The 20,711-nt window shown below is 63.8% G+C and carries 14 protein-coding genes and 1 pseudogene; 3 read left to right on the top strand and 12 right to left on the bottom strand.

The genetic code is table 11. The annotated features are described in order from the left end of the window. Positions 1-138: 138 nt before the first annotated feature. Genes AABQ55_RS35080 through cysD form a run of 4 tightly spaced genes read right to left on the bottom strand, consistent with a single transcriptional unit; the run spans position 139 to position 7,029 of the window. Complete coding sequence (locus AABQ55_RS35080; RefSeq protein WP_272809444.1) at positions 139-2,856, bottom strand: tetratricopeptide repeat protein; 2,718 nt, start codon at positions 2,854-2,856, stop codon at positions 139-141. Between the two features lie 17 nt (positions 2,857-2,873). Then, a complete protein-coding gene (locus AABQ55_RS35075; RefSeq protein WP_272809445.1) occupies positions 2,874-4,202 on the bottom strand; it encodes a capsular polysaccharide export protein, LipB/KpsS family in 1,329 nt (442 codons plus the stop codon). After that, a complete protein-coding gene (cysN, locus tag AABQ55_RS35070) occupies positions 4,199-6,100 on the bottom strand; it encodes a sulfate adenylyltransferase subunit CysN (protein ID WP_272809446.1) in 1,902 nt (633 codons plus the stop codon). Before cysN ends, AABQ55_RS35075 begins: the two co-directional genes overlap by 4 nt. Beyond that, on the bottom strand, positions 6,100-7,029 hold the full coding sequence (gene cysD / locus AABQ55_RS35065) for a sulfate adenylyltransferase subunit CysD (RefSeq protein ID WP_272809447.1): 930 nt from the start codon (positions 7,027-7,029) through the stop codon (positions 6,100-6,102). The genes cysN and cysD overlap by 1 nt, the downstream gene beginning before the upstream one ends. 177 nt (positions 7,030-7,206) lie before the next feature. Between cysD and AABQ55_RS35060 the strand changes: the two genes are divergently transcribed. Both AABQ55_RS35060 and AABQ55_RS35055 read left to right on the top strand, forming a co-directional pair. Next, positions 7,207-8,427, top strand: a complete 1,221-nt coding sequence (locus AABQ55_RS35060; RefSeq protein WP_272809345.1) for a replication initiator protein A — start codon at positions 7,207-7,209, stop codon at positions 8,425-8,427. A 620-nt stretch (positions 8,428-9,047) separates the two neighbouring features. Further along, the gene (locus AABQ55_RS35055) at positions 9,048-9,359 is read left to right on the top strand and encodes a hypothetical protein (RefSeq protein WP_272809346.1); all 312 of its coding nucleotides are present in this window, start codon (positions 9,048-9,050) and stop codon (positions 9,357-9,359) included. Between the two features lie 75 nt (positions 9,360-9,434). On the opposite strand, the gene AABQ55_RS35050 is transcribed toward AABQ55_RS35055, so the two are convergent. The 5 genes from AABQ55_RS35050 to AABQ55_RS35030 form a co-directional block, all read right to left on the bottom strand. Next, a complete protein-coding gene (locus tag AABQ55_RS35050) occupies positions 9,435-12,167 on the bottom strand; it encodes a hypothetical protein (protein ID WP_272809347.1) in 2,733 nt (910 codons plus the stop codon). Between the two features lie 382 nt (positions 12,168-12,549). Next, entirely contained in the window at positions 12,550-14,859 is a 2,310-nt protein-coding gene (locus tag AABQ55_RS35045) for a capsular polysaccharide export protein, LipB/KpsS family (protein WP_272809348.1), read from the bottom strand. Between the two features lie 97 nt (positions 14,860-14,956). Continuing rightward, entirely contained in the window at positions 14,957-15,292 is a 336-nt protein-coding gene (locus AABQ55_RS35040; protein WP_272809349.1) for a hypothetical protein, read from the bottom strand. 50 nt (positions 15,293-15,342) lie between these two features. Beyond that, on the bottom strand, positions 15,343-16,554 hold the full coding sequence (locus tag AABQ55_RS35035; RefSeq protein ID WP_338341962.1) for a hypothetical protein: 1,212 nt from the start codon (positions 16,552-16,554) through the stop codon (positions 15,343-15,345). Between the two features lie 461 nt (positions 16,555-17,015). Then, entirely contained in the window at positions 17,016-17,648 is a 633-nt protein-coding gene (locus tag AABQ55_RS35030) for a class I SAM-dependent methyltransferase (protein ID WP_272809351.1), read from the bottom strand. Between the two features lie 296 nt (positions 17,649-17,944). Between AABQ55_RS35030 and AABQ55_RS35025 the strand changes: the two genes are divergently transcribed. Next, positions 17,945-19,045, top strand: coding sequence for a hypothetical protein (locus AABQ55_RS35025; RefSeq protein ID WP_272809352.1), 1,101 nt, complete (start codon positions 17,945-17,947; stop codon positions 19,043-19,045). A gap of 39 nt (positions 19,046-19,084) precedes the next feature. Here the strand turns inward: AABQ55_RS35025 and AABQ55_RS35020 are convergent. From AABQ55_RS35020 to AABQ55_RS35010, 3 genes and pseudogenes are all read right to left on the bottom strand, one after another. Further along, positions 19,085-19,480, bottom strand: a pseudogene (locus AABQ55_RS35020) (VapC toxin family PIN domain ribonuclease). Beyond that, on the bottom strand, positions 19,477-19,710 hold the full coding sequence (locus AABQ55_RS35015) for an AbrB/MazE/SpoVT family DNA-binding domain-containing protein (RefSeq protein ID WP_272809353.1): 234 nt from the start codon (positions 19,708-19,710) through the stop codon (positions 19,477-19,479). The pseudogene AABQ55_RS35020 and the gene AABQ55_RS35015 overlap by 4 nt, the downstream one beginning before the upstream one ends. 112 nt (positions 19,711-19,822) lie before the next feature. Continuing rightward, complete coding sequence (locus AABQ55_RS35010) at positions 19,823-20,518, bottom strand: hypothetical protein (protein WP_272809354.1); 696 nt, start codon at positions 20,516-20,518, stop codon at positions 19,823-19,825. Between the last annotated feature and the right edge of the window lie 193 nt (positions 20,519-20,711).

Genomic DNA, 20,711 nt, shown 5'->3' with positions numbered 1-20,711 from the left:
GGCCGAGGCGACATCGCTTCGCGCCGGACAATGCGTCAAAAACAATAGCCCGGGAAAGGCCGGCGGACCGGCCCTCTCCAGAGCATGCCGCGCGGTTTTGCGACAACGACATGCGTAAGACAAGGACCGCGCCGCGCTTCAGGGCAGGAAAGGCTTTCCGGGAAAGAGCGGATGCAGCCACTGCGGCAACTTTGCGTACCGTCTTCTCCGCATCAGCCGCCTGTTGCCCGGCAGACGCTTCAAGGCCTCCTCCAGGCATTCCAGCGCCAAGGATCTGGCACCGCGCTTGAGATAGCACTCCGCCAGGCATCGCAGGTGCTCGACCTCGTCGGGCTCACGCGTGCGCAGGGCCTCGAAAAGCTGCGTGGCCTGCCGGTAATCTCCCGCGGCGAAGGCCTTTCGCGCCTGTTCGCCGAGTTTCGCGGCCGGCATGATCATCATGTCGACGAATGGGCCGCCGTGCCGCTGGACGCCGGTTTCCAGGAGGAGCTTGTGGAGGTTCCGGTCCTCGGGAAGCCAGCCATGGGCGATTTCGAAGAGGCGGTCGGCCTCTTCGTACTGTCCGTCCGCGCGCAGGCCCTTTGCCAGATCGATGACCGTCCGCGCCGCCGCCCTGTCGTCGGGAACCCATCCGCGCGCGGTCTCGAAAAGCCGCACGGCCTCTTCGCGCCGGCCGGCCGCATGCGCCGCCCTGCCCATCTCGGCCATGGCGCGGGAGAGCTTCCCGTTGGCCGGCTGCCGCCGGTTCGCGGTCGTAAACAGGCGGAAGGCCTCGTCGTAATCCTCCCGCTCGCAGGCCGCGCCTGCCATGCGGATGAGCGTGCCGATGGCGCTCGTCTCCTCCTGGACCGCCTCGCGGCCGCCGAAGGAGAAGTAGAGCGGCGCCTTGAGGGAGACGTTCCTGGGAACCGTGCCCAGGACGATCGGGGCCGCGGTCAACCCGCGAAGGACGGAAAAAAGGATGCGTGTCCCAGGTGCAGGCGCTTCGGCATTCTCCGCCCCGCCCTCCCCTCTGGCGACCCGGTCGGAGATGCCGAACGAATAGAACTCCTCGATCAGGAAACGCAGGAAGCGCAGGCGTTTTTCCGCATCCGGCACGCTGGCCTCCCCGACGGCCGCGACCAGCTCCTGCCTTCCGGACACCGCGCGCGCCAGGCCCGGCTGGGCATAGAAGGCCTTGCCGCAGCAGATCACGGGCTTGCCCTTCGCGAGCGCCACGAGGCCCAGGTCGGAATTGAGGACGACGACGGATGCGGCGAGCTCGATCAGGTCCGCCACCGGCGCGTCGTCCACGAAGACGACATTAGCAATCTCGGGCCCGGCAGCGCCGGGCGGGCGTTTCGCCACCACGACAAAGGCCTGCGGATCAAGCGCCTGCGCCAGATGGGCGATCCAGTCCCCGAAGGCGCCGGCACCTTCGCAGGGACCGGCAAGGGCGCGGGCCGCGCCGTCCTGCGGGCCTTGCAGGTCCACGAGCACCATCCGCCGCCCGCCAAGGCCGAGCCGGTCGGCCAGAGCGGCGCCCGCCGGCGCACCGTCCTCCCCCCGCGCCGGCCCGTTGTCCGCCAGCCAGTCCAGCATCCGCCGCCGCGCGGCGGCGTCGAGCGGCCTGTCCCAACGCGCCGACTGGTCGGAGGGACTGCCGGCAAGAAACCCTTCCGGATCGAAGAACCAGCTGTCCGGCAGCCCGCCCCGGCCCGCGACGACAAGGCGCCGGCCCGCCGCCTTGAGGCCCTCGTACAGGGAACAGCGGTGGTCGTCGCCGTGGGGATCAAGGAAAAGGGCCCGCGTGAACCCCTCCTCGTCCAGGGCGCGGACCAGCGCATCGCTATCGGCGAAATCGCCCTCCGGCCGGATGCGGTAACGCCCGAAGGCGGGAAAGGCGTGCCGCAGCGCCCGCAGCGCCGGCGCGTGCGCGTCGGCGAGGACCAGCGTCTTCTCGCCGGAATGCGGGTCTTCCATGGGCAGGAGCCAGGACGTACCGGCGTCATAGGCCTCCATGATGCCGGAGACGCGCTCCTGGTTCTCCACCATCGGCGTGACATAGCTCGCATCCTCGCGCTGCGGATGCCAGAGATGGGCCATCTGCAGGCCGCGCTGGAACACGTCGATGCCGTAGAGCGCGAAATAGGCCCGGAACCCCTCGTAGCGCAGGATCGCGTTGCGGCGGGTGTTGAGATAGTAGTTTCCCGTCCGCGGCCCTTTCGGCCCGTAGCTGGCGAGCCGGTGCAGCAGCTCGAAATCCTCCGCGCCATGGCCGACGAAGCTCTTGTCGTGCCCGCCGATCGCCAGGAGATGGTAGCGGCTGGCGACGATCGCCGAGATCGCATAGGTGTGGTTCTGGTAGACGGTCCTGTCGTCGCGCATCACGCCGTCATGCAGCAGCGTATCGGCGAAGGCCGCCTCCCCTTGCGCGAAAAGCGCCAGGTAGCGCCGGGTGAAGTCCTCCGTCATATAGGCGCCGGGCAGGGCGAAGAACGTATAGGCGTTGCCTGGCATGCCGCGCAGCCGCGTCTCCTCCAGCACGCGTTCGTAGCTGCGCGGCGACATGAGGAAATCGATGTCGTGATAGAGGATCAGCGGGGTTTCGGCGTGCTGGGTGCCGATGTCGCGGGCATGGCCGACGCTGAAGGGCTCGTCGCCCGTTTCCACGCGCACCAGCCGCGTGCCCGTCGCATCGGCGAGCGCGCGCAGCTCCCCTGCTCTTTCCGCCGCCGTGCCGTAGTCGACGATGAGCGGGACGTAGCCCCCGGGCAGCGTCGCGACGATCCGCGCGATGCGCTCCGGCTCGTCGTAGAGCCGGTCCGCCGACAGGCGGACGGGAATGACGGCGGTGATGACCGGGGCCTCGGACACGGGCGCGCGCCCTCCTCTTATCTGGATGCGTCGAAGGGATACAGGATCCTTCCGACGATGCGGGCTTTCAGGGACGTCCTCTCGCGGAAGAAGCGGATCGGGTTGGCCCTGTATTTCTCAACGAGCCTCCTGTTCCCCCGCCAGCCGATGAGGGGGACGAGGACGAAGGGCAGAAGATGGCGCCAGCCGAGAATGCCATAGGCGCCCCAGGGCCGCCACCCGGCCGGCCCGGCGTCGCCGAATTCGTTGGCATAGTCCTGCGGGTTCTTCAGCCGCAGCGTCAGCCATTCGACGGCCTGCTCGAACGTGTAGCGCGCACCCGTCGCCGGCTCGAAATAGGTCGGATAGAGGAGGTAGGCGGCGGCGAAGACCTCCACCACCGTGCGCCGGCGCGTGCGCCGCGGATTGGGCTGCCGGTCGTCGGTCAGGCCCCAGCCGGCATAGAAGGGCGAGCCGAGTACGGTCAGCGGAATGCCGCGCAGGAGCGCCTCGAAGCCGCCGAGCGAGGTGATCGCATAGGCCTTGTCGATCGTCTCGAAGGACTGGGCGAGCGGGATTCTCTCGTGCAGGATGCGGCAGAGATGGGCGACCTCCTCCGGGTCCGACTGCGCGTCCCTGACGCCGTTCAGCACGTCCGGATGCGGCTTGTAGATGATCTCGGCCTCCGGATTTTCTGCGGCGGCGAGCCGCACGAGGTCGTTGTTGCCGAATTTCCGGTCGCAGCCGTAGAGGATGGAGGCATCGTCCTCGACCTGGCCGATGACGAGGACACGCGGGCGCGTCTTCTCGCCGAGAAGGGCCGAGAGCGACAGGCTGGACACCGTGTTGTACTTGCTGAGGCCACCCTCGACGATGAGGCGGATCCCCTCCCGCGCCCGGTCCAGCAGCTTCGGATCGGTCGAAAAGTCATGCGTCTCCAGCATCACTTCGAGGTCGGACGGCCCCCGGCTGTCGAAATAGGGCCGGCGGCTGTCGAGCGACAGCGACAGGGGCGGCGTGCGGGCGGCGTTGGGCCGGTTCGAGCGCAGGAACCCGTCCTCGATGAAGAAGCAGGGGATGTTTCTTTCCCGCACGAAGGTCTCGAGATTGGCCGGCAGGTTATGGCCCCAGATGAAGACCTCTGCCCCCTGCGTCGCGGCGATGCGCGCCATCCACTTGCGCTCGAACGCCTCCGCCGTGACGTTCAGCGGCAGATAGATGAAGCGCCGCTCCGGGAAGAAGGACTGGAAGACGGCTCGCTTCCAGCCATTCATATGGAGCGCAAAGGTCGGGGTTTTCGCAGCGTCGATCGTCATCGCTCTATCGTCATACGCCTGCGGGCGCTCGGCCCGGAAGCGTTCGATCATCCCTCCATCCGGCGTTCCAGGACCGCGTGGATCCGCATCGCCAGCGCGTCCGGATCGGCCCCGACAGTTTGAAGGTGCACTTCGGGGTTTTCCGGTGCCTCGTAGGGTGAGCTGATGCCGGTGAAATTGGCAAGTTCGCCCCGCATCGCCTTCTTGTACAGCCCCTTCGGATCGCGCCGCGCGCATTCCTCGATGGGCGTGTCGACAAAGACCTCGATGAACTCGCCCTCGACCATCAGGTCGCGCGCGAGCTGCCGCTCCGACCGGAAGGGCGAGATGAAGGAGACCAGCACGATCAGGCCCGCATCGCTCATCAGCTTGGCGACCTCGGCCACCCGGCGGATGTTCTCGACGCGGTCCTCGGCGGTGAAGCCGAGGTCCTTGTTGAGGCCGTGGCGGACATTGTCGCCGTCGAGCATGTAGGTATGGCGGCCCTCGGCGTGCAGCAACCTTTCGAGCCGGTTGGCGACCGTCGACTTGCCGGAGCCGGAAAGGCCGGTGAACCAGACGACCGCCGCCTTCTGGTGCTTGAGGGCCGCCCGCGCCCTGCGGTCGACCTCCATCGCCTGCCAGTGCACGTTCTCGGCGCGGCGCAGCCCGAAATCGATCATGCCGGCGCCGACCGTGCGGTTGCTCATCCGGTCGATCAAGACGAAATTGCCGGTGGCGCGGTTGGCGGCATAGCTGTCGAAGGCGATCGGCGCGCGGGTCGAGAAATTGCACACCGCGACGCCGTTCATGTGCAGCGCCTTGGCGGCGAGATGGGCGAAGGTGTTGACATCCACCTCGTATTTGAGGGCCGTCACCGTCGTCTCCACGCTGTCCGTTTCCGTGCGCAGGATATAGTTGCGGCCCGGGATCAGCGGGGTCGCGTCGAACCAGATGACATGGGCCTGGAACTGGTCGGCGACGACCGGCCGGTCGCCCGGCGCCACCAGCATGTTGCCGCGCGAGACGTCGAGCTCGTCCGCAAGGACCAGCGTCACCGCCTGCCCCTCCACCGCCCGGTCGAGCGATCCGTCCCTGGTGACGATCTGCCTGATGCGGGTCGACTGGCCGGACTTGGCGACGGTCACCGGATCGCCGACGGCGACCGAGCCGGACGCGACCTGGCCGGCAAAGCCGCGGAAATCGAGATCCGGACGGGACACGTACTGCACCGGAAAGCGGAAGGGTTTCTCGCGGCCGTCCTGTTCGACCGGAACCGTCTCGAGATGGTCGAGCAGGTGCGGGCCCTGATACCAGGGCGTGTTTTCCGACGGCCGGGTGACGTTGTCGCCATGGCGGGCCGAAAGCGGGATCGGCTGGATCGTCGTGAAGCCGAGATCGCCGGCAAAGGCGCGGAAATCCGCGACGATGCCGTCGAACACCGCCCGGTCGTAGCCGACGAGGTCGATCTTGTTGACGGCGAGCACGATGTGGCGGATGCCGAGCAGCGAGGCGATATAGGCATGGCGGCAGGTCTGGCGCAGGATGCCCTGGCGCGCGTCGACCAGCACGACGGCAAGATCCGCCGTCGAGGCGCCCGTTGCCATGTTGCGGGTATATTCCTCGTGGCCGGGCGTATCGGCGACGATGAATTTCCGCCGGTCGGTGGCGAAGAAGCGATAGGCGACGTCGATGGTGATGCCCTGCTCGCGCTCGGCCTCCAGCCCGTCGACCAGTAGTGCGAAATCGATCTCGTCGCCGGCCGTACCGTGCCTGCGGCTGTCGCGCTCGAGGGCGGCGAGCTGGTCCTCGAAGATCAGCTTGGTGTCATAGAGCAGGCGGCCGATCAGCGTCGACTTGCCGTCGTCCACCGAGCCGCAGGTGAGGAAGCGTAAGAGCGACTTGTTCTCCTGCTCGCGCAGGTAGTCGGCGATCCCCCTTGCGGAGAGGTCCGGTGCGGCGGCCGCCATCAGAAATACCCCTCGCGCTTCTTCTTCTCCATCGAGCCGGCCTCGTCCTTGTCGATCATCCGGCCCTGGCGCTCGGAGGTGCGCGCCGTCAGCATTTCCCGCACGATGTCCTCCAGCGTCGCCGCGTCGGAATCGATCGCGCCGGTGAGCGGATAGCAGCCGAGCGTGCGGAAGCGCACCAGGCGCTCCTCCACCCTGTCATCCTTTCTTATCGGCATACGCGCGTCATCCACCATGACCAGCATGCCGTCCCTTTCGACGACCGGGCGGCGGGCGGCGAAATAAAGCGGCACGATCGGAATGTCCTCTTTCAGGATGTACTGCCAGATGTCGAGCTCGGTCCAGTTGGAGAGCGGGAAGACGCGGATCGATTCTCCCGGCGCGACGCGCGTATTGTAGGTTCTCCACATTTCCGGGCGCTGGTTCTTCGGGTCCCAGGCGTGAGCCGCGTTGCGGAAGGAGAAGATGCGCTCCTTGGCGCGCGACTTCTCCTCGTCGCGCCGGGCGCCGCCGAAGGCCGCGTCGAAACCGTATTTGTCGAGCGCCTGGCGCAGCGCCACCGTCTTCATCACATGGGTATGGGTGCTGGAGCCGTGCGTGAAGGGCGAGATGTTCTGCTCGAGGCCTTCCGGGTTGATATGGACGAGGAGATCGAAGCCGAGTTCGGCCGCCATGCGGTCGCGAAAGGCGATCATGTCCTTGAATTTCCAGGTCGTATCGACATGCAGGAACGGAAAGGGCGGTTTTGCCGGATAGAAGGCCTTCATCGCCAGATGCAGCATGACGGAGGAATCCTTGCCGACCGAATAGAGCATGACGGGCTTGGAAAAGGTCGCCGCCACCTCCCGGAAAATATGGATAGCCTCCGCTTCCAGCCGCTGGAGATGTGTAAGAGACGTCAATGCGGGCTCCGATGGTCCATTGAACATGCCGCTCTCTTTGCACAACGCCCGCGCGATAGCAAAAGGCTTTCTGTCGCTTGGCCGATGCGCGCATGCCGATCCGCACTGGCAGAAAGGGCCTCCGACTGGTTATATCCCGTCACGACACGCGCCCTTTCGCCCCGCAAGGACGAGGACCGGGCCGAAGACAGGACAGATCCGGACATGAAGGCTCCCCGCTTTTCCATGATGACGCGCGCCGATTTCAGCGCGCTCTCCCTGCACGAAAAGAACAGCTATCTTCAGATGCTGGCCGACCAGTATGCCGACCAGCACGAGCGCGAGCGGGTGCAGCTCGACAAGGACGCGCTGAGCCGGCTGCGGCGCTATTACAGCCGGCGGGTCTGGGCCGATCTGAAGCTGGAAAACCTTAGCGACAGCAGGACGGACATGCTGCTCGCCCGCCTCGGCGAGGCGATCCGCAACGATTCCATCAAGGCCGACGTCACCGCCGCGCTGATGCAGGAGACCACGCCGAAACGCATTCTGCGCACGGCGCCGCAGGACGACACGCAGCTGATGTTCTTCGTGCCGACGATCTACGACGCCCCGCTCAAGGACGACGTCCACCTCATGGACGTCGCTCCCTTCTCGCTCAGCAAGAAGGCCAACAAGGGCATCATCAAATACGAGCTGAAGGACAGCCTCATTACCATCGAGGGCGGCGCGGAAACGGGCCTTGCCACCGTCTTCGACTACGACATCTTCCTCAACATGGTGTCGTATCTCGCCGACGAGGTGAAGAACTACCGCAGCAGCGAAGCCAAGGGCCTGAGGCCGAGCCTGCCGCCGAAGACCTATCGACCGAGCGCCTCGCATATCCTGAAATTCTGCCGCCGGTCGGATGGCGGAAAATCCTACGAGGACCTGGAAGCCGCCCTCGACCGGCTCGCCAACACCACCATCAAGGTCGTCAACCTTTCCGGCGGCAAGCGCCGCCAGGTCGACAGCCGCCCGATGATCAGCGGCTACAGCGTCGTCAGCCGCACCGGGGCCAACCGCATCGAAACGATCGAGATCAACATACCCGACTGGGTCTATACCAGCGTCGTGCGCAACGAGCGCACGCTCCCCCTCCTCACGCTCCACCAGGATTACTTCCTGATCAGCTCCGGCCTCGGCCGCTTCATCTATCGCCTGGCGCGCAAGGCGGCCGGGAAGACCGAGGCGACCTACAGCCTGAAGGAGCTCTACAAGCGCAGCGGCTCGACCCAGGAGCTGCGCAAGTTCTCCTACGACCTCAGGGAATTCGTCACCCGCACCCTCGCCTTCCCGATGCCGGAATACGACCTGTCGCTGGAGGACGGCAAGGACGGGTCGATGCTGCGCATGCGCTATCGCAACGAAGGCGAGCTGCCGCTTTCCCCGCTCCTCGCCGATCTTTGATTTTGTCGCGGCCCCGTACTTGGCCGACGACAAAAATCGTGGAAGGCCCGTACATTACCGACGACAAAAATTTGTCCGCCGCCCGTACATCGCCGACGACAAATTTCCGCCAGCTCGCCGTACATTACCGACGACAAGTTTCCCCGTCCGTCCCCGCGTCGAAACTGTCGGATTCTGTCGAAAACCGTATTTGGCCGACAATTTTCCGTACATCGCCGACGACAAACCGTACATTGCCGACGACAAACCGTACATCACCGACATCTAATGGAGGTAGCCTGTTGTTATCAAAAAGGAAAAACGGACTTTTCACGTCTAAAACTTATTAAAACCTATAAAACCAGCCAAAACGAGGCTGGAAGCCTCTTCGAAAATGGATTTTTTGGATTTTTGTCGGATGTTCCTCTTTCACGCCGGCGCAGGGATGACGACAAATTTGGCGGAAACCACGGGATCCGGTCCGATTTTGGCAGTGTCCGGCGTATGGCCGGAATTCGTGCGAAGCGGCATGAAGCGCGCCTTGCTCCCGGCGGCAGGGTTTCCATATTGCCACGCAACGGCCTTGAGACTATGCAAGCAGGGTGCCTTCCCATGCGGCAGAGAATGACACGAGGCATGAAATGAACACGCAACAGGCAGCGGAGCCGGCCAACTGGCGTTTCCTCTGGGAAATGAAGATCGCCGCCCAGTCCGTTTCCGAAGTGTATGTCAGCCTGGAGCTCCTGGGGGGACATTACGTGAAGATATCGCCCAGAGACTTCTTGGATGCGATAAACGACATGCAATCCGTCAGCGACACCCATCCCCATCCGCGGCGGTTCCAGTTCACCATGGAACAGGACGTCCTGTGGGTCCATTCCTCGATGCCCCTCAAGGCCGCGGCAGCGAAGGACGTGCGGCCGGCCGAGGGCCGCGTCCCGCTCCGGGGCTGATCTCCTGCCCGGCCGTGCAGGAATCGAAACGCCGCCCCCGTCGGAGGGCGGCGCTTCTGTTCGGGATCTCTCTGCTCAGAGGATGAAATAGTCCTTCAGGAAGGTCGTGCTGCCGGCCACCTGGATTGCGAAGTCCGCATTCCCGTCGCCATCGACGTCCCCGTAGATGAACGTGTCGGACGCCGCCTTCTCGAAGCGCAGTTCGCCGGCCTTGCCGGAGAATTCGTCCGCGCCGATGAAGGAGAAGGCCTGGTTGCCGCCGGCCTTGCCATTGGCATCGATGCCCGACAGGTCGATCCGGTCGCCGGCCTTGCCGTTGAAGTCGAGGATCGTGTCGCGGCCGGAGGTCTTGACCGTGGAATCGGTGACCGCGGCGAAGATGAACACGTCCTTGCCGGCGCCGCCGGAAAGCAGGTCGGCGCCTGCGCCCCCGGCCAGCCTGTCATTGCTGCTGCCGCCTTCCAGAACGTCGTTGCCGGTTCCGCCATAGAGCTTGTCGTGGCCCGCGCCGCCCTGGAGCTTGTCGTGGCCCGTACCGCCGTAAAGCTCGTCGTTCGCCTCGCCGCCATAGAGCTCGTCATTGCCCGTGCCGCCGTAAAGGACATCCTTGCCCGCACCGCCGTAGAGCACATCCTTGCCTGCGCCGCCGAAGAGCGTGTCGTTGCCGGCCCCGCCGAAGATCTCGTCGTTGCCCTTGCCGCCGTAAAGCGTGTCCTTGCCGTCGCCGCCATAGAGCTGGTCGTTGCCGATGCCGCCGAAGAGCTGGTCGTTGCCGGTCCCGCCGTTCAGAACGTCGTGGCCCGCCTTGCCGTAGAGCACGTCGTTGCCACCATGGCCGAGAATTTTGTCGGCGCTGTCCGTGCCGGCCAGCACGTCGTTGCCGGCCGTTCCCTCGATGAGGTTGGTTTTCTCCGGCTCGCCGATCGTCACCGTCTCGTCGGAGAATTTCAGCTTCTCGATGCCCTTCAGCGTGTCGACGCCGTCATTGCTGCCGGAGCGCTTGTCGGTCACGGTCCAGCTGCCGTCCTTGTTCTCCTTCCAGCTGTAGTCGTCCTTCTTGCCGTTCAGCACGAACGTGTCGTCGCCGAGGCCGCCGTCGATCGTGTCGTTGCCGCCATTGCCCCTGATCGTGTCGTTGAAGCGGGTGCCGACATAGATATCGGCGCCGTTCGAACCGGTGACGTTCTGGGCGTACTGTTTGAGGTGCTGGAGGTAGAGTTGGAGGCGTGCCGCATCCCCGTTGGCGCCGTACATGTGGGCGGAGGTGAAGTTGTGCACTTCGCCGGTCTTGGAGTCCGCGTTCGCGCTGTTGGTGAGGCTGAGCCCGGTGATGCGGAGCAGCGGATTGCCGCCGGTGAAGGAGCCGTCGCTGTTGAACGAGCCCGAGCCGCGCGTGCCGTATTCGATCGTCTCGATCGTGCCGGCGATGCGGTGCGTCGACATGTCGTAGCCGAACGAGCCGCGCGCGGTCACATATTTCGACGTCGCGGTGCTGCCATAGTTGAAATAGGCCTCCTTGCCGCTGAAGCCGTCGCCATTGTCGAAGCTGGGGAAGCCGGTGCTGGTCGTGCCGGCCAGGAAGCCGCCGAGCAGGAAGGCGTCGAAATCGATGCCGTTCGAACCGGAGGCGTCCAGCGTGATCGTGCCGCGCGACTGGTCCGTGCCGTCCGCCACGTCGCCGACGGCGATGGTGAAGGTCTTGTCGACGGTGTTGACGCCGTCCGAAACGCTCACCTTCACCTGGTGGCTGGTGGCGGTCTCGTAGTCGAGGGCGCCCGCGACCACCAGCTGCGTCTGGCCGCTCGTGCCGGTGACCAGCTTGAACTTGCCGCCCGCATCGTCCGTCAGCGTATAGGTCAGCGGCTTGCCTTCCGGATCGGTGGCCGAAAGGATGCCGACCACGGAATCGACGACCGCGTCCTCGTCGATGGTCGACTTCGACAGGGCAAGGTCGGTCGGGGCCTTGTTGTCCTCGCTGATGACCAGCGTCATGTCGGCGAAGGTCACGTTCTCGATATTGCTCAGCGTGTCGGTGCCATCGCTGGTCGCGCCGGTCCGCAGGTCCGTCACCGTCCAGCTGCCGTCGCTCTCGTTCTTGGCCAGCGTGTAGTCGGAGCGGTTGCCGGAGAAGATCGCGGTGTCGTTGCCCGCGCCGCCGTCGAGGCTGTCATTGCCGCCATTGCCGGTCACGGTGTCGTCGTTGGCCGTGCCCTTGTAGGTGTCGTTGCCGGCCGAGCCGAGGAAGTTCTGCGCGAAGGTGGACAGATAGGCGTAGATCTTCGCGGTGTCGCCCGTTAGCAGCATGGAGTAGAGGGCATCGACGGGATTGGGGTTGGTCTCCGAATTGGTGTTGGTGCCGGGCGCGACGTCGATGTCGAAGCCCGTGATCTTCAGCTCTTCCGCCAGTCCCTTGATGAGGCCGTCCAGGCCCAGGGTGGAATCGCCGGTGGTGACGCCGTCCACCCACTGGCCGAAGGTCATGCTGTCGACGGCGCCGGAAATGCCGTGGCTGCCGAGGGTGGGGTGATGGATGCCGTCATAGGCGATTTCCTTGCCCTCCAGCACCACGCGGTAGGGGCTCGGCGCGCCGTCCTGGTTGTACTTGAAGGCAAGCTGGTCGCCGTTCATGTAGTAGGTCCGGCCGCGGAAACTGTCCGGCGTGCCGCCGTAGAAGTCATAGCCGCCCGGCTTCGTCAGGGCCTTGAAGTAATCGGCGATATAATCGGCGACGCCCTCGGCGCCGGCCGTATTGGTCGCAAAGGCAACCCCGGTCGTCCCCAGTTTGCTTGCATCGATCGTAATTGCCATTCGAATCGTCCTTCCAACACAAATACGCGCCCTCCCCTGCGCAGGGGGCGCACTTCAAACGGATCGGGGGCTATTTTGCTGAAGGTTTCGGCTCAGCTTGCCCGACAGTGGAATTCGGCCGGGATGGGCTTGATGCGGCGGCGGAAGGAACGGGGGATGATACACTGCATGACCTGCAGCCTTCCGGATGTGCGAAGCGGGGCCGTGCAACGCGGGCAAGGCGCCGTGCGGCGCAGCCTGACGTCGACGACCCGGGTTGAGGATTGCCGTTTCCCGGCGGTTCAGCAATGACCGATAGATATTATGAATTTGAAAGTCAACATTACCATAATATGGTCGCATTTTTCGCCATGCGGCCTCTTCCGCAGGCGCGATCGCGGCCCTATCCGGGAAACAGGATCCTGCCGACGAGCCGGTAGGCGGGCTTGCGCAGCGACTGGAAGAATTCGACCGGCCCGGCCTCGAACTTGCGCTGGGCGGAGCGGGAGCCGAAGCGGCCGATGAAGAAGCGCACGATCGGCACCAGCGGCCGGCGCAGGGGGCCGATGGCCTTGGTCTTCCTGGCCGGCGCCTCCCGGATCACCCCGGCGCGGGCGGCAAGATAGCTTTTGCGGCCGAACGGCGCCCGTTGCCGCAGGCGGCCGAGCGCGATCCGGTGGTCCTTCCAGCGCAGCACGGTGATCATGATGTCCTTGTAGCCGTGGCTCTTGCGGCTCTCGAACTCGACGATATGGTCCGTTGCGATGAATTCGGAATATTTGCGCAGGACGAACCAGGCCGCGATCCGCCGGACAAGGCCCGCCTCGGGGGCCTGCACGGCGCCCGACCGGAAGCTGGCGATCCCCTCCTCCGCTGAGGCCGCGTGAAACCCTGCCTGCGACAGGCTGTAGAACGCGTTGCCGAGCGTGATCGTCGGCTTGCCGTGCAGGAGGGACAGGAGCCCGACGCCGGAATTGTAGCACAGCACGACATCGGCATGGTCGATGAGGAAATGGATGTTGTCGGCCCGGTCGGCGATGACGACGTTCGGCGTGCGCGGCAGCGCGTCCAGCTTGGAAAGCGGATGCGGCTTGATGACGAAGGTCATGTCCGGATTGGCTTCGACGAGGCGCCCCAGGCCGGCGGCGAAGTCGTGGTAGCTCTGCTCGCCCTTGAGGAACCGGGTGACGGCCATGTCGTCGTCGAGCTGGAGCGGGATCAGGCAGGTCGGCGTTCCGGGCTGTTTCGTTCCCGCGTATTTTGCGGCCGTGACGGCATAGGGATCCATCGCCTCCAGCGTCATGGACCCTTCGCGCAGGCGCGCGACATAGGCCTGCGCGGCGGCAAGCTCTTCCGGCGAGAACACCTCCCGGTCGAACGCCTCCTGGGAATAGGACGGTGCGGCATAGGACACGTCGTCGGCATAGTAGACGGTGTTCGGCAAGGCGCCGCGTTCGATGACCACCACGTCCCGGCCGAGCTTTCGCGCGAGCGCGACGGCATCGGCAAAGCGGCTGTGGCTCTTCATATAGGGGTTGAAGACGGCGATGCCGGCGAACGTTCCCTCCGCCAGCCCCGCCGTCAGCGCGGCGATGTCCTCGTCCGTCTCGCCGAAGACGGGCACCAGCTCGAAACCCGCCAGCCGCAGCGGAACGAAATAGCCCCAATGGTGGGGGTTCTTGCAGATGCAGGCGAGCTTTCCGGCGCGCGGCAGGAAATCGACGCCGAGCAGGCGCTCGTCCCTGCCGACATAGACCGCCGTCGCTTCGGCGAAGCGGCTGCGTTTCCAGTCGTTGTTCCTGTACCAGTCGGAGGCCTTGTCCTTCGGGTGCCACAGGTGGAACGTCTTGAGCCCGAGGGATTCGGCCGGAAGCGCCAGGGCCTCGAACAGCCGGCGGAAGCCGCTATAGGTCTTCTGCTGGAAGAACGCGGCGCGGCCGGGCCCGAAGCGGTCTTCGGCCGGCTCGTCGGGCATGGGCAGGTGCTTGGCATAATGCCCGTAGCGCAGCAGGAACTCGAAATCCTCCGAGCCGTGCCCCCGGAAGCTGGAATCGTAGCCGCCGAGATAGGAGAACAGCTTCGATCCGATGAGGAAGACATTGCTGTAGGGCGCGACGAACTGTCCCGCCGGCTGATCGAAGTTCTCGAAATAGCTGTAGAAGGACAGCCGGCCCAGATATTTCGACCGTTCGTCCATGTCCGTGCGCGCGAAGAAATCCCTGGTCTTCTCCTCGTTCAGATGGAAGGCCGGGATGTTGAGCACGAGATCGAAGGTTTCGGTGGCCTCGATGGTGTTGATGATGTCGACGAGCCTGCCGAAATGATCCCTTTCGCTGAAGAAGTCGGGATCCGCGAAATAGATGAAGGGCGTGTCGGCCGCCGCAAAGCCGGCATTGCGCGCCGTCGAGAGGGAAAAGACGCCCGTGTCGTCGACGGGGACGTAGCTGTATCCCTTCTCCTCGCAGACCGCCCGGATCCGGGCGGCGTGGGGCGCGGGCGAACCGAAATCGACGATGATGATCTTCGGCGCGGGGGCGTAATATTCTCCCATCAGCGCGATGCGGTCGATCACCCAGGGGTTTGCGTCGTGCGATCGGACGCACAGAACCATGGAAATGTCCGAAGCGCCGATGGGCCCGCGCGGATCGAGATGCACGTTCTGCACTTTCTGATCAGAAATGGCCGGAGCCGAGAGGGAGACTGGCAATTCCATGCACTTCATTCCGTGTTCATTTAAAGGCGGCGGCGCGTTCCGCACGGGCGCACTTAACACAGGCTGAGAGGCACTGAAACTGCCGAGCCGTCGAACTCTAGCGACGAGAGCGGTAGGCGGCATACATGACCGCCATCAGTATGATCGCGGTCGGCCAGAAGTCCGTCGCCTGGTCCCAGCTCCAGTCCCACATGCGGTAGCCATTGAGATGGGGCGGGGGCATCTGCACCGAGACCTCGTAATCCCTTTTTTCCCGTCCGTGAAAGTGGCCCATGGCGAAGGCAAGGCCGATGAGGGTCGCGTCCCGCCAGCGATACAGCGGCCTGGCGATCACGGCGACGACCACCGCCATGACAAGCCCCTCGACGATATGGCCGAGCCAGTCGAAATGCTCCTGGATGAAGCCCCAATCCGGATTGAGAAGCCCGCTCATCCGCCAATCCACCTCTTCCGTCACCGTGGCCAATACAGCCCGCCTTCCGGCTAGCCCTTTTTCATGAAGATAAGCCTGCAAAGGTACGGGTTTTCGCCGAGATGGGGCGAGAGGCCGGTGCCCTCCTGGCGTTCCAGGAGCTGAAAGCCCAGTTCGGCCATCTGGCGCTCGACCGCCTGCGGCCTGATGAAGCGGCGGCCGCCGAATTTTCGTTTCTTGGCCAGCGGTTCGTCCTGGTCGGTCCGGAACTCGAAGGCGACCGTGTCGCCGGCTCTGAGCTCCTTCGACGCGCAGGCAAGGAACGCATCCTGCTGGATGCGCGTGATGGCGTGGAGCAGGAACCGGCCGTAAAGCGTCAGGCCGCCCTTTCCGCGCCTGGCCGTCCGCAGGAGCCTGGCCAGCGTTTCGGAATCCGCTATGTCGCCATGCACGAAGGACAGGGCCGGCCGCCTGCGAAACAGGTCCTTCAGGGCACGGCGGAAGCTTTTCCGCGGCTTCGGTACGGCATGGGCCTGTGCTGCCCTGATTGCGGTGCTGCAGCTGTCGATCCCGATCACGGTCTGCCGGCCGGTCATGAGGAAGGCGCTGTCCCTGCCGTTTCCGCATCCCAAGTCCACGACATGGCGCCGCAAATGGCCGGATCCGGATACAAATCGCGCAAAGGACGAAGGCGGCAGGATCTTGCGGTTGTGGGCGTAATAATCGTTCCAGTAGATCGCCCCGCGGTGATACTGCCTGGCATAGCCTTGGGGGTATCGCTCGGTCCTGTCGAGCTCCCAGTTGTGGCCGGGATTGGGGGTCTTCCAGTGCGGCCCGTAAATGCTTTCGACCAATGCCTCCGTGTCGGCGATGGCAGGGACCTTGCGCCCGGCAAGGTTTATGTCGGCATAACCGCGGAAGTCGCTTCTCATGAAATGCCTTGTACCGCAGATGCCGAAGGGCAATAGGAGCTTTCCATTCCCATCATAAAACGTATGGAATACATCGATCGCCACATTGGTTTTCGGGTCCGTCACCAAGATGCAAGACAATTTGCACGCAACGCGATAGCCATGATCCGATAGGGCTTTCGAAGCATCTACCAGTTCCGCGACCACCTTGGCCGGATCGGTATGATCGGAGATGTAGCCGGCGTCAAAATCGTGGTCATGCCCGATGAAGTTGCCGTTGCGATAGGCGCCAAGCAGGGTTCCGTAGAGGACGAAGAGCTTGAGACCCTTTGTTGCCAGGATGGTGGAAATGCTATCGAACAGCGTGAACATAGCGTTCTGCCAGGCCGTATCGACAGTCTTTGAAAGCTGCAGTCTACCCTTTTCGTTGAAGACGTGGCCGGTCTCGAGCTTTTGCCTGAGTTCCTCGAGGCTGAATTTCGGGACACCGGCAAAGGCGGGCGGCGGCAGGTCCGCCGTGATGTCGTTCGCCCGAAGCTGCAGGCGGGCTTGGCTGCCAATATAGGACCAGATGTGCGAGAGATTGAAGCGGAACCTCTGCCCGTCCCGGTCCGGGGCCGGTATGCCCCAGTTGCCGGCCAAGGGAAGGCCGTCGGCCAAGAGCTGCAGCTTCACCGGCCGCTCTCCGGTCTCTGTGAGGCGACCCGCGATGATCGCCGGGCCGAAATCCAGTATCTCGATCTGCACGATACGGCTCCTGCTAAAGCATCTCCAACCGAAGCGGCATCGCTTCGGCGCCTGGCAATGTGGTGGAACAAATCTGGGGTGGCTCTCTACGTCCTGCGCATCAGCACCCGGGCAACATGTGCATCGTCGTTGCGATATTTCGCGTAGCCGAAGCCTTCCGTGAAGTAGACCGGCGAGAAGCCGAATTTCGCGGCGCGAGACAGGAGGTCGAGCGGCGGGATGAAGCGGCGGTAATGGCTGTCGGTGACTTTCGTCTGCTGTGCGTCGCGGTCGGTCCGGAACTCGATCGCCAGGAGGTCGAGTTCGGGCAGCGCGGCCGCCGTCCGCAGGAAGGCCAGCTCCGCCTCGTGCGGGATCGCGTGCAGGAAGAAGCGGGCATAAACGACGATCCGTCCTGCCGTGGCCGCCGAGACCTTCCCTGCGAGGTCCGGGTCGTCGACATTGCAGCAGAGGAAGGAGGCCCGGCCGATGCCTCGCTCCTCTGCCGTGCGCTGGCAAAGCGAAACGGCGGCCGAGGAGGCGTCGACGCCGAGGACGTTGAAGCCGGCACTGGCGAAGAAGAGGCTGTCGCGCCCGCTGCCGCAGCCGATATCGACGATGGTGGAGCCCGCCGTCACTTCCAGCGCGACGAAGGCCGCGAATTGGGAAGGAATATTGGGAACCGGAGATGTCCGCGTGCCGTAGTATCGGTTCCAGTATTCCGCTGTGGTTTCGGCCATGGATGTGTTCCTAGAAGGGTCGCGCGGATCGAAGGGCGCGCTTGGCGGGGTTTCGACAGAAGATGAATTCACCTGTCCTTTCTCCAGCATTTTACAGCCCGGCGGAAGCACCTTTGTCACAGAACCTTCATGGAAACCGCAGAAGGGACGCTCCGCCTTCGGGAGCGCCGCTTCCTGCCGGTAGCGTGGTCCTTCGCATTCATGTGGGTGGTCTCGTTAAAGGAGATGACGCCGTGGCCCTCCCCCGCTATACCGTGCGGCGTTGGCGGGTGCGTCCTTTAACGTGATGGGATCAAGTGCTTTATCTTCTGGCGGGTAACGGGGCACCGAATTTTGGCGACGAGCTGCTCGTCCAGTACTGGCTGCGGTTCTACCGGAACCTCGGTTATGACGGGCCGATCACCGTGGACGGCAAGGGCGCATCGGCGACGGCAGCGCTCTTGCGGGGTTTCAAGGACGTAAACTACGTCAAGACCATCCCGCGGCATGCGGACGGGGTGGAAGGCTCATATGCCGGCTTCCACGAGCAGGGCGTGGACTATGCGCGGTCCAACGCCTCGAAGTTCCAGGACGTCCGGGGCTTCCATTTCCTCGGCGGCGGTTATGCCTGCGCGAACTGGAGGAACGCCACGCGGCTGCTGGGCGCCGTCGTGGAGCTTGGCCGGCAACTGTCGGTCCCGGTCGTTGCGACTGGACTGGGCATCGCCCCCTTCCACAAGGTCTACCCGGTCGGCGCCGCCGCCTGGCGGACCATCGTCGAAGGCTGCCAGCTCTTCGAGTGCCGGGACGCGGCGAGCGTTCAGGCCTTGCATTCCATCATCGGCGCCTGCCCCTCCTTGTCGGAAGGGTTGGATGATGCGTTTCTCTACCCTGTCCAGACCGTTGGGCATGCCGGGAAATGGCTGCATTTGTCCGGTTTCAGCGCAAAGTCCGTCCTCGGGCCGACGGGAGAGGAAGGGCCGCGGCTGTTCGATCAATTCGACCGGGTGGTGTTCTGGGCCTGCTCGAAGGAGGATGCGGAGTTGTACCAGGCGATTGCCGCCCGGTTTCCGCAGGTCGAAATGCGCGACAACCACAGCCTCCTGAACGAGGGCCTGCCGCTGGAGGCCGGCGACTTCATGCTGACAGGCCGTTTCCATCCCCATCTGCAGGCGGCACGGGTCGGTCTGACCGGCTATTACACCGCCCAGTCGGACTTCTATCGCATGAAGCATGGCCTGGTGACGGGGCTCGGCTCAAACTTCCGCCCGCTGCAGGAGGGCCTTGAGGTCTTCACGATGCCGGACTGCGAAATCCGCCGTCGTGACGGGGACCGCGTCCAGGCGAAACGTGCCGTCGCACTGCGGGTCGCGCGTTTGATGGGGCTGGCCGGGAGCAATACCAGCAAGTGTGCATGACCCCGACCCGACCGCTTTGGCTGGAAAGGTTCAGGTGCATCATATGAGAAGCCGGGTGGCTTGACCTTGTTGTGTCACCAGCTCGGCAACCTTCTTGTAAGGAGACGAAGCAGTTTCCGCCGAGCCATGCTCCTTCACGGGTGATCATGCCGCCGGAAAAACCACGGCCGGCTTCGAGGGCGATGAGGCCCGCTTCCACGGCGGGGCAGTTCATCACGACATTGCCCGCGTTGAGAAGACCGTGGATCGTTTGCGCGATTTCGTCCCTCGACAGTGTCGCGCCCCAGCGCAGGATCCAGATCAATTTGCACAGGTTCGGCAAGCAGACAGCGATCAGAGTTGCTCCCGCAGAAGTTCCGCCGCCGCTGCTCCTTGCTGCGGATAGCCTGGCAGGACGGCGCGGGCAAGGATATTGGTGTCGACGGTGATCTCTATTTCCCGCCGGCCCAGCATGCTTCGGCGATTTCGCTCATCTCGTCGATCGCCAAGGGTTTTTCCACCTTGCCCGCATGCCTGCCGATGAAGGAATCGATCGTGCCGGCCGACTGCGCCCTCTTTGCCCGCAGTTTGTCCCCCGGCAACTTGTCGAGCTCGATCCGTTCGCCCGACTTGACGCCGAGATGGGCCAGCAGTTCGCCCTTCATGGTGACGGCAAGGGAAGCCATGGATATCTCCTCATTGGTCGCCTTGATGTAAGGCGAAAATCACCATGAAGAAGCAGTCCTGGTGGTCGGACCTTGGCGGCCTTGACCTAGGGGTAACCGAAGACGGCGACGATCACCCTTCGCCAGTGCTAGCGGACAGATAGCGCTTTTGGACAATGTTCAGTACGTCGATGGCGCATTCTAGGTCGGTAAGATCTGGGCGCTCGGAGAAACCAATTTTGAATTCGGCCCCATCGGTCAGGCTGAAGGACCATTGTACGGTTGCGGAGTAATTGCCGATGCGTCGGACCAGCGGGCTTTGCGAAGCAACCTTTGCAGCCATCTCGGCCAGTTCGGCCGGCACGGGTTTCAAAAATGCATCGTCATCGCCACCGATCAACCTAGCCGCTACGGTTTCTTTGACGCGCTGAGCGTTCTGAGCGTGCTTCTCATTTTCTGATAGGCGCGGAGCGACTTGCGGTGAACGCGCTTTGATGATCTCCAGGATGGAAAGAACGAACTGAAAATCGTCATACGTGGGTTCTCGTGAAATCGAGAGCTTAAACTCGCCTTCATTCGGGAGGGCCAGAGACCACTCGACGTTCTTGCGGGTTCCGAGTTGAAGACGATCAGTATACAGCGCGACAGGAACTGCTTTGGCTGCTTTCTCAGCATGATGAGCTTCAAGACCAGGTGTGGAATCCGTTCCGTTTCGAAAAATTGCTCGGCAAGCGTCTTCTAGGTCGCTTTGGTGTCGCCTATCAATTTTTCGCTCTTCTTCGCTCTCTTCGGCTGATCGGGGAAAGGTAGCATGGACGATTTTGGTCATGGTCAAACGCCTCAATTTTATGGGATGTCATCGGAGCAGCGATTTTCTGTCGTGGTCGGCTCCAATCTTTTTGGCTATCCGTTGATCGTAATCAGGCTGCAGTCGTTGGCGACGGTTGCGACACAGCCCACCGCGACCATGATCGGGACGGGACGCCACCCGTCGCCCGCCAGGGCGGCGAAGACATAGATGA

This window comes from Shinella sp. WSD5-1 (genome assembly GCF_963942435.1).
Taxonomy (GTDB): domain Bacteria; phylum Pseudomonadota; class Alphaproteobacteria; order Rhizobiales; family Rhizobiaceae; genus Shinella; species Shinella yambaruensis.
This window is presented reverse-complemented; position numbering and strand designations above follow the sequence as displayed.